The organism is Mycoplasma sp. 3392 (assembly GCF_053851755.1).
Window position 1 is genome coordinate 89,287 of record NZ_JBSQBF010000003.1, and the last position, 12,809, is coordinate 102,095.

Consider the following 12,809-nt stretch of genomic DNA (forward strand, 5'->3'; position numbering starts at 1 on the left):
AAAAACCCAAAACAATAGTTTTGGTCGCAATTTTATGCTATATCAGTGTTAGCATTGATTGCGTTTTTGGTATTAATATTTGTGTTGTTAAAAACCAATTACAAAAAATTTCAAATCCATCTTTTGCCACAATAACGCTTCAACAAAGGACAATATTAGCGCTTTTACATCTTTAGTTTTTCTATATGTTAAAAATGACATTTTATAAAGTGGAGAAATTACATTAAGAGCACTTTTTAATGTAAATTGAATTTTTTAAGATTGTGTGTCTTAACATTAGGTTTAGCAATTCAATTTAATTTAAAATTTAGTAAGTAAACAAGAATGGCTAAAGTAAGAACTTCGGTTCTTGCTTTTTAGTATAATTTTTTTGATAACTTACACGTGAAATACTAATATCAATATAAAACTCAGTAAAGGAGTGAAAAAATGGCTGAAGTAGTAAAAAAAGAAGCGTCAACAGTTTACTATGTTGTCAACCATACTGATTCTTTAGGCAACAAAGGTTGAGGTATCAAGGTTCGTGGTGGAAGAATTCTGAAGCACACTAAGACTCAAAAAGAAGCAATAGACTATGCAAAATCAATAAAAAACTGCGAAACTATTATGCTTCAATCTAAAGAAGGATCATTCAGAAAATTATAATGTCCACAATACTAGATGGTCGAATTATTCGTGACAAGATTAAACAAGATATTCTTGACTTAGCGAAGCAGTATATGGGTAAAATGCCTTCAATGGCCATAATTCAAGTAGGAAACTTATTTGAATCAACTATTTATGTTAATAATAAGATTAACTTTGCCAATCAGTTAGGATTTAAGGCAAAGTTATTTAATTATCCAGATTCCATTCAGGAAAATGAACTAATTGCAGAAATTAGAAAAATTCAAGTAAATTGTGATGGCCTTATTGTTCAATTACCGTTGCCTAAACATATAAATAAGCAGAATGTTTTAGATGCTGTCGACATTGAAAAAGATATTGATGGCTTAAACTCAAAAACTCTTAGCTATTTGGAAAAAAATAACGATGTTTTTTTACCTGCCACTGCACTTGGAGTTGTGTTGCTGATGAAATATTATAATATTGATTTTTACACTCAAGAAATGGGAATAATTGGCCAGTCAAATTTGGTTGGTTATCCATTATATTTGGCACTTAGAAAACATAATTCAAATATCAGTGTTTATACCAAAGAAACACTCAAAAAAGACTGAAATAGACACAAAATTTTAATCGTCGCCACTGGTGTAAAACATTTAATTGATGTGAGTCAAACTAACAATGAGGCAACAATAATTGACGTTGGTATTCATCGTGATGAAAACAACAAAATAACTGGTGATTGTGACTTTAATTCATTGAATGGTTTTGTTAAAAATATCACTCCTGTTCCAGGCGGTGTAGGACCGATGACAATACTTGCACTTATAATTAATTTAATGAAAGCGTTCGGCTTAAAAAACAAGGAATTTTATAATCATTTCAAACAAATAATTGACTTGGCGAAATTGTAGTTTTTGCCATTTTTTAGTATCCAAAGATAAAATTGGTATAATAATAAAATAATTTATTTTATTAGATTTTTTAATTGGGGTTGTGATGGAGAATAATAAGAAAAATATTGCTGAAATAATTAATCACTTAAAAATCAATGGGTTTGTTTACCAAAACTCGGAAATCTATGGTGGACTTGTTAACACATGAGATTACGGACCATTAGCGACAGCAATGATGAATGTAATCAAGAACAAGTGAATTGATTTTTTCATTAATGAAGAATCAAATAATTTTCAAATTGACTCAAAAATTTTAATGAATCCACTAGTTTGAAAAGCAAGTGGACACTTGGATAACTTTAGCGATTTTTTAATTGAAAACAAAGTAAATCAAAAACGTTATCGTGCAGATCACATCATTAAAGATTTGTTTCCTGAAGTTGATGTTGAAAAGATGTCGAGAGAAGAAATGGAAACATTTATTAAAGAAAAGGTTTCCGTTTATGACAACACTAAGTGTGAATGAAATAATATTCGTTCATTCAATTTAATGTTTAAAACCCAGGCCGGAGTAGTAGAAGGCAGTGCAAGTGATATTTATCTACGTCCTGAAACAGCACAAGGAATTTTTGTTAACTTTAAAAATGTTCTAAGAACAATGCGTCCTAAACTACCTTTTGGAATTGGACAAATTGGTAAAAGTTTTCGTAACGAAATCACACCGCGTGACTTCATCTTCAGAACAAGAGAATTCGAACAAATGGAACTTGAATTTTTCTGCTCAGAAGATCAAAGTATGAACTTTTACGAATATTACATTCAAAAATGTTTTAATTTCGTACTAAAAATGGGTATTAACAAAAATTCTATTCGCATTCGTCCACATGAAGCAGAAGAATTAAGCCACTATTCAAAAGGAACAAGTGATATTGAATTTATGTTTCCATTCGGTTGAGGTGAATTGATGGGAATCGCTAATCGTGGTAACTACGATTTAACTCAACACATTAATTTATCAAAAGAAAACTTGTACTATGTAGATGAAAACGGACAAAAGTCAATACCATATGTTATTGAACCTTCAATTGGTTTAGATCGTTTACTATTAGCAATTTTAGTTGAAGCATATGAAGTAGAAAAAGTTGATAACGATGAAGACAGAGTTATTTTAAAAACTTCATACGATCTTTCTCCATATCAAGTTTGTGTTATGCCATTAGTTAAGAAATTAAATAATGAAGCTGACAAAATTTATCAAATGTTGAGAAAAAATAAAATTAGAGTATCGTGAGAAGAAAGTGGTTCAATAGGAAAAAGATATCGTCGTCAAGATGCAATCGGAACCTATTTTGCAATTACTTTTGATTATGATTCTTTAAACGATAATAAAGTAACTATCAGAAACCGTGACACAATGCAACAAGATCGTATTGATATTGACAAGATTTTAGATTACTTGAATCAATATGCAAGCAAATAATCAAAGTATTTGAAAAGATGTAGTCGATAAAACAAATATTGTCGATGTCATTGGTGAGTATGTAGCATTAACAAAAAAAGGAACTAATTACACTGGTCTTTGTCCCTTCCATGGTGAAAAAACACCATCATTTGTAGTTAGTGAGAAAAAACAATTTTTCAAATGTTTCGGATGTTCTAAATCCGGAAACGTCATTAAATTTATTGAATACATTGAAAACATTAAACCTTTTGAAGCACTAACAAAATTAGCTAAAAAAGTTAATGTCGATGTATCACAATTCCAAAAATACGAGTATGTAGAAAATTTAACAGATGCTGAATTACTAGCGATAAATAATGATGCATTGAACTTTTTTCAGCGTAATTACCTAAAAGAAAAAAAGAAAAATAACATTTCTTTGGTACAAGCAATCAAAAACCGCCATCTAGAAGATTTAACTTTTGCAAATTTAGAAATTATTAACCATTTCAAAGTGGGTTTTGCTCCCAGTGATATTTCTATTTATGATGAATTAATAAATCGAGGTTATGATGAGCAAAAAATTGTTGAAGCAAGTTTAATTTCATCCCACAACGTAAAGCAAAATTTTTTCAATAATCGAATCATTTTTCCTATTTTTAACGATCAATTGCAATGTGTTGGTTTCAGCGGGAGAACTATTGATGCACATGATGATGTTAAGTATTTAAATACATCAGAAAATAGCATTTTTCACAAAAACAGTTTGTTTTTTAACTGACAAAATGTTAAAAATAACTTGATTCGTGATAAAAAAGTTTATTTAGTTGAAGGACAATTCGATGTCATTGCTTTGTACCGTGTCAAAATAATTAATGCCTTAGCAGTAATGGGTACTGCTTTAAGTTCAAAGCACTTGCAAATGCTAAGAAATTGCCACATTGTTTTGTTTTTTGATGGTGACAAAGCAGGACAAAATGCAACCATTAAGAATTTGAAAATTATTTTACAAAACAAAGAGAAATTCAAACTTAACGTTGGCATAATCGAGAATATCACTAAAAAAGATCCTGATGAGCTTTATTTTTCTTTGCCAGGCGGTAAAAATCTTGTATCAGTAATTGAAAAAGAAATTTCTTATTTAGATTACATTTACGCTGTAAGTTTTGGCCAAATTGATGCCACTTCTTCATTGGAACAAAAGCAAGAAGCAATTAGTAAATACCAAGATTTTTATCCATTTCTATCTGAAATTGATCGTGAATATATTAGCCAAAAAGCCAAAAATCAATTTCAGGAATTAACTAAAGTTATTGACTTAGCAGAACAAGAAGCACTCAGTCATCAAACTAATTTGGTGACACAAGATGATAATACATACCAACCAAACATTCCACCAGTTATTAGTGATGATTTTATTGAACAAATCAACCGCGAAAACCAATACAATCGATATGAAAATAATAATTCTTTTAGACAATATACGAGAACAAAAGCAAACTCAATTTTGCTGCAACGTGAGACAAAAAAACTAAATCGTTTTTACTCAAATCGAGAAATCACGGAAGCAAAAGTTTTATATCATTGCCTTAAATATCCAGATAAACTGAAATGATTAGTAAAACTTTTTTCTGAAGAACAAAATTTACTTTTAATCATTAATCCTCCTTTTTCAAAGGCAGTCAAAAATCAAATTTTAAGCTTTGCAATCGAATTAATAGAAGTAAAAAAAGAATTAACTTTTGAACAAATTTATTCAGCTATTGAAAATTATTCTTACTGAAACCTAGAAACTAAGCAAGAAACGCTAATTGAAATTGATAAATGTAAAAAAATTTATCAAGATTATCACGGTTTTGCAGGTGATGATGAATTTGTTACTACATTTCAACGGGTTGTAAATGACACCAAACAGCGTTCAAAATCGAAAGGATTACGTTATGTCAACAAATAAAGATGAAAAACAAAGTTTAAATAATTTAGTAAAAGGTCTTAAGACTCACTTAGAAAAATTACAAACTAAAAACAAGAAAAAAACCGCCCTTAGTCAAGCAGAAATATTTGAGTTTTTTGATAAAAAGAAAGTCTTTTTAGATGAAGATGTTACAGTTGAGTTATTTGACTTACTAGCAGACGAAGGTTTATTAGAAGATGAGCTAAGTGAAGAAGATTTAGCAGAAGTAACTGAAAATGATTTGCTAAATGATATTAAAAGTGACAAAAAAAATAAAAATAAAAAACAAAGCAAAAAATCACTTGATGATGATGAAGAAATAATGAGTGACGATCTAGATGAAGACGGTTTAGATTTTGAAGATGGTGACGATCTAGATGATGAAGACTTTGACGATAGTGATGAATTAAATCTAGACGAATATCACGATGATTCAACTACTCGTGATGAAGATGAAGACAGCGACGAAGATCAAGAAGAAGATGACACAGAAAAATATGCTGATGTTGATTCACACGGTATTTCTTATCTGGATGATGATGAAGAAAATGTTGAAGATCTTTTAAAAGACTATGACGATTATTATGATGAAAGTGAGAGTGATGAGGACACATTATCTAATAATCTAAGTGAAACTAACGATATTGTTAAATGATACATGCGTTGAATTGGAAAATACGGTAAGTTGCTAACTCCAAGTGAAGAAAGAGAATTAGCCGAAACAATGGCTAAAGCAAAGGAAAGTGGTAACAGACGTAAATTCAAAAAAGCGCGTGATACACTGGTTAATCGTAATCTTCGTTTAGTAATCAACAATGCCAAAAAATACAAAAATAGGGGATTATCATTTATCGATTTAATTAGTGAAGGAAATGCCGGAATTTTAAAAGCTGTTGATAAATACGACTACACTAAAGGATTCAAGTTTTCAACATATGCGACTTGATGAATTCGTCAAGCAATCACTCGGGCAGTAGCAGATCAAGCAAGAACTGTTCGTGTGCCAGTCCACATGGTTGAAACAATCAACAAAATTATCAAAATTGAAAGAGAATTGCAACAAGAAACCGGAAATGCGCCAACAGATGATGAAATTGCTCGTCGTTATGGTGGTGATATGGATGCTGACAAAGTTCGTTACATTCGTAAAATCAATATTGATCCAATTTCATTAGATAAATCAATTGGTAAAGAAGAAAACTCAAATTTCAGTGACTTTGTTAAAGATGAAAATGTTATTAATCCAGTTGATTTTTCAGCAAAAGAAGAACTTTCAGGAATCATTGATGACATGTTAAGAAAACATTTAGATGATGATGAAAGAGTCTTAATTCAAAAACGTTATGGTGTGGGAACAGACGAAAATGGTATCCCATATCACGTTCATACACTTGAAGAGTTAGCACGTGAGAAAAATATTTCAAAAGAAAGAGTTCGCCAGCTTGAAACTAAAATTCTTCGTAAACTAAAACACCCACAAAAACGTAAAAAATTAAAAGAGTTTTACCAATCTGAAAGCGAATAAGATGTTAGTTAAAGATTTTGTTTTAAATCTAGCTAAAGAATTGAAAATTGCTGAAGCAGAACCTTGAGATCCTGTTGGTTTTTCAATCTCACCACGAGGAAGAAAGAAATTAACTAATGTTTTAATCACTTTAGACATTGACCAAAATGCCATCGATATAGCAATCAAAAATAACGTTAATTTAATTATTAGTCACCACCCATTCATTTTTTATACAAAAGAAAAAGAATTTGCTTTTTCTCAAGCAAAACAAAAACAGTATGAATTACTAAAACAACACAAAATTTGCACTTATTCATTTCATACGGCTTTTGATAAAACAAGACAATTGACTGCTAAATCAATCGCTTTAGGGCTTGGTTTTGAAGAAAAACAATTTATCAAAAAAACACAAGAAGAATTCGGTGAATTTGTGTTGTTTGTTAAAGCAAATATTGACACAAAAGAATTGATTCAGAAAATAAAAAGACTGAAAATAACACATATTCAAGCCAATTTTGACACTGAAAATCAACAAATCAAGACACTCGCAATCTTCCCGGGTTCTGGTCCTTATTTTGAACTAATTAAAGCAGCTAAGAAAGCTCAAGTTATTGTTTCTTCAGATGCTAAATGAAGCGATTTAGTAGCTTACAAGAATGAAGGTGTAAGACTAATTAATGTTAGTCATAGTCTCGAAGCGCAATTTATTAATTCAATGTTACCATTTGTGCAAAAAGTTATAAATAATGAAGGTCAAGTGTTAGTTTCTTGACCGCAAGACTTGCTAAAAAACATTTAGCAAGTTTTTTCTTTAAGAACAAAAAAAGCATTCATTTGTAGTATTATTTTTGTATGAATTTAGCAACCAATATTAACACTAAAATGCACAAAACTAATCAGCCTAGAATCACATTTTTGACTGAATGTTTAAGAATTATTGTGTGAAGTGAAGCTAAAATCGCTATTCACTTGAGTGAGTACAAGACGAGAATTAGGATATTACGCTTCATTTATGCACTTTTAATTAGCTTTTCTTGTTTGGTATCAGCCTTATCATTGATTAATCCGTCACCAAGTTTTCGCAATACATATTTAGAAATTGTCAAGTTTTCGCAAATATTTACTTTTTTTGTTTTTATTATTGACTTTGTTTTACACTTTATCACTTATCGTTACCGCAAGTCGATGATAGGTGCTAATTTATGAAAAGCTAAATATGGTTTTGCTATAACATTTTTAGGAATAATTTTATTGATTTGCATTCTAGGTTCAGTACATGTTGTGCAATATTTTGGAGCCGACACTGAATCAATAAAAGGTTTTAATTTCTTCCGTTCACTGAATGTCGCAAGATTTGTGAGATTGTTTTTTATTCTTTCTTTATTTTCACCCTTTGGAATTATTTTGAATGTTTTTCAAAAACAAAAGAGAATTTTGATTGTTGCTTTTGTGATGATAATCATTCTAATTTTGATATTTTCACTAGTTGTCTGAAATAATGAATCTGCTTATCTGAGTCAAAAGCAATACGAATTCTTGCTTCCTGAAATTCGTAAACTATATACCGAAGCACCTTTAACAGTAGTAAGAAATAACTCCAGTCCAGAAACGTTGCAATCAATTGTTTCCACTTGATTCAACAGTAACATTGACACATTCATAAACAGCTTAAAAACTAAAAATGATATCTTGACCTATATGCCGCTTTGGTATGAAAAAATTAGTCAAAATGATGATTTCCAAGCCTTAGGAAATGGAGTAATTCAAACATTTTATGATGCATTCTATTTTATGACTATCACTTTAACAACAATTGGGTACGGAGATTTTGCGCCTCACGCTTTTGAGTCTCGAGCAATAGTGATTGTTGTTGCTTTACTAGGAGTTGCGATCATTGCTATTCCTTCTGGAATTGTAGCGGGAGCATTCTTGTCAAATATGCAACAATATTACACAAAAGAACCAGATAACACTGAATCTAACACACAAAAGGAGACAAGCAATGATTAAATTAGGTAGCCATATTTCCTTTAAATCGCCAGATTATTTAGTTTCTGCTTGTGAAGAATCAATTGCTAATAAAGCAAACACCATGATGATTTATTTAGGTGCACCACAAACCACAAAAAGAGTCGATGTACAGCTATACAATCTAAAAAAATACCAAGAAAAATATTCATCACAAATTAAAGCTGAAGACATCGTAGTTCACGCACCTTACATTGTCAATATTTCAAATCCCGAAAAAGCTTTATTTGGAATTAATTTTCTAGTTCAAGAGATTAATCGGATGAATTATATTGGTGCTAAATACTTAGTTTTACACCCAGGAGCGTCAACAACATTTACTCGTCAAGAATCTTTGGAATGCTTAATTGAGTCATTAAAGAAAATCTTGTCGCTAACTAAAGATGTTGTTATATGTTTAGAAACAATGTCAGGTAAAGGAACTGAAGTCTTTATTAATTTTGAAGAAATGAAATATGTTATCAAAACATTGAATGAGTCAAGGATCCAAATGTGTTTAGATACTTGCCACATTTGAGATGCTGGCTATGATATTAAAAATTATGATGATTTCAAAAAACAATTAAAAGACTGAGATTTGTTACAACATATCAAAGTAATCCATCTAAATGACAGTCTAAATGATTTAAATTCCCACAAAGATCGCCATGCTAACATCGACAAAGGATACATTGGACTACAAACACTGCAAAAATTTGTTTTTGACCCAGATTTTGACAACATTCCAATTATTCTTGAAACACCGTGAGTTGACAATAAACCAATTTATGATGAAGAAATTAGTATGCTTCTAAATAAAAAATAGCACTATCAAAATACCTTATTAGGTTATAATATTAAATATTTCAATTACCAAATATCGATATTTTAGTAAAGGAGTAAAAATGCCAAGAGATGGAATCACTTTAAGATGTGAAGAATGTAAAATGGAAAATTACATTACCAAAAAGAACAAAAAGTTACATCCAGAAAAAATGGAAGTTAAAAAACACTGCCACAAATGTAACTCACACACAACTCACAAAGAAAAAAAATAATTAGTAAGTAAAAAAAGGACGCAAAATGCTAAAAAACGAATTATTAAAAACCTTTGATAACCTAAAATTAGATGCCATTATTTCAGAAGCGCCTGAAACAAGACTATGAATGGCAGAAGTACAAACAACAGATGGTGTTTTAGTTATTGAAAGAAATAATGCTTACCTATTTGTTGATGGACGTTACATTGAATATTGTCAATCAAAAGCTCGTAATGTCGAAGTTAGATTATTACAAGCAAATTCATTAAAAGAATTTTTAAGCCAAAAAAATTACCAAAACGTTGGAGTTGAAAAAGACTATCTAAAATTAGATATGTTCAATCGTTTTAAAGCAATGATGCCAACAGCTAATTTCCATGAAGTTGTTGGACAACAATACCGGATTAAAAAAGATAGTCGTGAAGTTTCAATCATTGAAGAAGCATGTAGAATTTCTTTAGAAGCTTTATACGAAGTTAAAAAATACCTAAAAGTTGGAGTTTCTGAAAGAGAAATCGCTAACAAATTAGACTACTTAATGCGTTTATTTGGAGCTGAAAAAGAAAGCTTTGAATCAATCGTTGCTTTTGGTAAAAATGCAGCTGAACCACACCATCACCCAACTGAAGCTACTCTAAAAAGTGGTGACATTGTTAAAATCGACTTTGGAGCTCAATATGCAGGTTATGCAAGCGATATTACAAGAACATTCTTCTTTGGAAATGCTAGCGATGAAAAATTAAAAGAAGTTTTAGATGTTGTTGTTGAAGCACAAAGACTGGGTCGTGAAGCCGTTAAACCAGGAATGAAAACCAAAGATATTGACAAAATTTGCCGTGACTACATTGAACAAAAAGGATATGGTGAATATTTCACTCACTCAACAGGACACGGAGTTGGAATTAATGTGCACGAATTACCAAATGTAAGTGCTTTGAGTGATTTTGTTCTTGAAGAAGGAATGATCATCACTGTTGAACCAGGAATTTACATTGAAGGTTTAGGTGGGGCTAGAATTGAAGATACAATTTTAGTAACTGCAGATTCACACAAAGTTTTAAGCCGTCCAGAAGATTACAAGTAAGAGAAATCACTTCGGTGATTTTTTCTTTTGCCTTAAAGGGTTAAAATCGAATTTATGGTATTATTTTTATTATGAAATTTATAGATGATGCAAAAATTATTGTAAAAGCCGGAAAAGGTGGAAATGGACTAATCAGCTTTCGTCGTGAAGCCCATGTTGATCGTGGAGGTCCTGATGGTGGTGATGGCGGTAAGGGTGGAGACATTTATTTTGTTGGTGATGCCGGAGTTAATACTCTTCTAAATTTTCACTACCAAAACAAAATCACTGCTGAAGATGGTGAAAATGGTAAACGCAAAAACGCTTACGGACGAAATGGAAAAGATACTTATGTAAAAGTACCATTAGGAACATTAGTTTTTCACAAAAAAGAATTAATTGCTGATATTGTTGAACAAAAACCTTATTTAATTGCTAAAGGCGGAAGAGGCGGAAGAGGGAATGTTAAGTTCAAAACTTCTTCTAACACTGCTCCACGGCTATCGGAAAACGGTGAAGAAACTAAAAACATTGAATTATATTTAAGTCTTAAAGTTTTAGCTGATGTCGGATTAATTGGAAAACCTAGTGCAGGGAAAAGTACATTACTTTCTTCCCTTTCTAATGCTCGTCCAAAAATTGCCGACTACGATTTTACTACCTTAGTACCGCAATTGGGATTAGTTAAATATCATGAAAATAGCTTTGTAATCACCGATTTACCTGGACTAATTAAAGGTGCAAGTGAAGGAAAAGGATTGGGACATCAGTTTTTAAAACACATTGAAAGATGTCGAGTACTTTGCCATGTTATTGATTTTGGTAGTGCTACTAAAGATCCAATCAAGGACTATGAAGAAATTAATAATGAGTTAAGCAAGTACAACCTTCAACTTGAAAAAAGAACTCAAATAGTGATTGCAAACAAAAGTGACTTAGAAGATTTTAATGCTAAATATCAACAATTTAAACAAAAATATTCAGATTTAAAGATTATCAAACATACCTTTTTAGATGAGAAAAAATCATTGGATGAGATAAAAAACAGTCTATGAAATGCAATTAAAGAAGCAGAAGATCTAATTTTTGCAGAAACTAAACAAAAAGAAGTCACAATAACATTACCAGAAGATAATTTCAAAGTAAGAAGAATTAACATTGACCACTTTGAAGTAACAGGTGACAAAGTTGTTGAAATTTATCAAAGAATTCCGTTAAATTCACACGATAATTTGTTAAGATTTAATAGCAAACTTAAAAATTTAGGGGTTTGAGAAGAATTAATGCGAATGGGTATCAATGAAGGTGATACTGTTCAGATTGAAGGTTATGAATTTACCTGAAATAATGAAGATTAGGTCAAAAAATTCATAAAAATAAATTACAAAAAATTTAAAATTGTGTATAATAATATAGCAATTATTAAATGAAGTAATTAGCAATGTTGTGGAGAAGTAGCTCAGCTTGGTAGAGCACTTGACTTGGGCTCAAGCGGTCGCAGGTTCGAATCCTGTCTTCTTCACCATTTGTTATGGGGGGGTAGCTCACCTGGCTAGAGCGCCTGCCTTGCACGCAGGAGGTAGAGGGTTCGACTCCCTTCCTCTCCACCATTATGGCTCTGTAGCTCAGTTGGTTAGAGCGTCCGGTTCATACCCGGAAGGTCAAGAGTTCGACTCTCTTCGGAGCCACCAAACGGATATACTCAATAGGATTTGGACCCATAGCTCAATTGGTTAGAGCAACCGGCTCATAACCGGTCGGTCGCAGGTTCGAGTCCTGCTGGGTCCACCAATGGGCAATTACCCAAGAGGCTGAAGGGAGCAGTCTTGAAAACTGCCAGGGGCTTCACGGCCCGCGGGGGTTCAAATCCCTCATTGCCCGCCATATATTTACAGAAGGCCAAAGCCCAATGTAAATTCCTCATATAGCGGAGTGGAGCAGTCGGCAGCTCGTTGGGCTCATAACCCAAAGGTCGCAGGTTCAAGTCCTGCCTCCGCAACCAAATACGGTCCAGTGGTAAAGTGGTTAATACGTCTCCCTGTCACGGAGAAGATCGCGGGTTCGATTCCCGTCTGGACCGCCATTATGGCTCTGTAGCTCAGTTGGTAGAGCAACGGACTGAAGCTCCGTGTGTCGCTGGTTCGATTCCTGCCGGAGCCACCATATCAAGCTGATCAAAAATATTAACACCGCAAGGTGTTTTTTTTTCTTACTTTTTTGCTCATTTTTTCCCAAAACGCAAAATATTAATAATTTGAAGGTAATAAGTGAAATAAAATAAAAATAGAGTTGATA

Annotated in this window: 11 protein-coding genes and 8 tRNA genes; all 19 read left to right on the forward strand. The window is 31.9% G+C overall.

Going from position 1 to position 12,809, the window contains the following annotated elements:
- The first annotated feature begins 429 nt into the window (after window positions 1-429).
- Complete coding sequence (locus ACWXVV_RS02590) at window positions 430-645, forward strand: DUF2188 domain-containing protein (protein WP_455967942.1); 216 nt, start codon at window positions 430-432, stop codon at window positions 643-645.
- Window positions 645-1,520 (forward strand): bifunctional 5,10-methylenetetrahydrofolate dehydrogenase/5,10-methenyltetrahydrofolate cyclohydrolase, encoded by an 876-nt coding sequence (locus ACWXVV_RS02595; RefSeq protein WP_455984688.1) that lies wholly within the window; start codon window positions 645-647, stop codon window positions 1,518-1,520. The genes ACWXVV_RS02590 and ACWXVV_RS02595 overlap by 1 nt, the downstream gene beginning before the upstream one ends.
- Before the next feature lie 85 nt (window positions 1,521-1,605).
- Window positions 1,606-2,982 (forward strand): glycine--tRNA ligase, encoded by a 1,377-nt coding sequence (locus ACWXVV_RS02600; protein WP_438341730.1) that lies wholly within the window; start codon window positions 1,606-1,608, stop codon window positions 2,980-2,982.
- A complete protein-coding gene (dnaG, locus tag ACWXVV_RS02605) occupies window positions 2,969-4,897 on the forward strand; it encodes a DNA primase (protein WP_455984689.1) in 1,929 nt (642 codons plus the stop codon). Before ACWXVV_RS02600 ends, dnaG begins: the two co-directional genes overlap by 14 nt.
- Window positions 4,884-6,422 (forward strand): RNA polymerase sigma factor, encoded by a 1,539-nt coding sequence (locus ACWXVV_RS02610; protein WP_455984690.1) that lies wholly within the window; start codon window positions 4,884-4,886, stop codon window positions 6,420-6,422. The genes dnaG and ACWXVV_RS02610 overlap by 14 nt, the downstream gene beginning before the upstream one ends.
- 1 nt (window position 6,423) lies before the next feature.
- Window positions 6,424-7,203 carry a Nif3-like dinuclear metal center hexameric protein gene (locus ACWXVV_RS02615; RefSeq protein WP_455978717.1) on the forward strand — a complete coding sequence of 260 codons (780 nt, stop codon included), beginning with the start codon at window positions 6,424-6,426 and terminating at the stop codon, window positions 7,201-7,203.
- A gap of 53 nt (window positions 7,204-7,256) precedes the next feature.
- Window positions 7,257-8,414, forward strand: coding sequence for a potassium channel family protein (locus tag ACWXVV_RS02620; RefSeq protein WP_455984691.1), 1,158 nt, complete (start codon window positions 7,257-7,259; stop codon window positions 8,412-8,414).
- Window positions 8,407-9,237, forward strand: coding sequence for a deoxyribonuclease IV (locus ACWXVV_RS02625; RefSeq protein WP_438341735.1), 831 nt, complete (start codon window positions 8,407-8,409; stop codon window positions 9,235-9,237). Before ACWXVV_RS02620 ends, ACWXVV_RS02625 begins: the two co-directional genes overlap by 8 nt.
- Before the next feature lie 79 nt (window positions 9,238-9,316).
- Complete coding sequence (gene rpmG / locus ACWXVV_RS02630; protein WP_438341736.1) at window positions 9,317-9,469, forward strand: 50S ribosomal protein L33; 153 nt, start codon at window positions 9,317-9,319, stop codon at window positions 9,467-9,469.
- 25 nt (window positions 9,470-9,494) lie between these two features.
- On the forward strand, window positions 9,495-10,535 hold the full coding sequence (locus ACWXVV_RS02635; protein ID WP_438341737.1) for a M24 family metallopeptidase: 1,041 nt from the start codon (window positions 9,495-9,497) through the stop codon (window positions 10,533-10,535).
- 71 nt (window positions 10,536-10,606) lie between these two features.
- On the forward strand, window positions 10,607-11,872 hold the full coding sequence (obgE, locus tag ACWXVV_RS02640; RefSeq protein ID WP_455984692.1) for a GTPase ObgE: 1,266 nt from the start codon (window positions 10,607-10,609) through the stop codon (window positions 11,870-11,872).
- Between the two features lie 90 nt (window positions 11,873-11,962).
- Window positions 11,963-12,039: transfer RNA gene (locus ACWXVV_RS02645), tRNA-Pro, on the forward strand.
- 8 nt (window positions 12,040-12,047) lie between these two features.
- Window positions 12,048-12,124, forward strand: a tRNA-Ala gene (locus tag ACWXVV_RS02650).
- Window positions 12,125-12,128: 4 nt separating this feature from the next.
- Window positions 12,129-12,205, forward strand: a tRNA-Met gene (locus tag ACWXVV_RS02655).
- A gap of 23 nt (window positions 12,206-12,228) precedes the next feature.
- Window positions 12,229-12,305 (forward strand) — tRNA-Ile (locus tag ACWXVV_RS02660).
- 2 nt (window positions 12,306-12,307) lie between these two features.
- Window positions 12,308-12,398: transfer RNA gene (locus tag ACWXVV_RS02665), tRNA-Ser, on the forward strand.
- Window positions 12,399-12,440: 42 nt separating this feature from the next.
- Window positions 12,441-12,516, forward strand: a tRNA-Met gene (locus tag ACWXVV_RS02670).
- Between the two features lie 5 nt (window positions 12,517-12,521).
- A tRNA-Asp gene (locus ACWXVV_RS02675) sits at window positions 12,522-12,597 on the forward strand.
- A gap of 4 nt (window positions 12,598-12,601) precedes the next feature.
- Window positions 12,602-12,677, forward strand: a tRNA-Phe gene (locus ACWXVV_RS02680).
- Window positions 12,678-12,809: the final 132 nt, after the last annotated feature.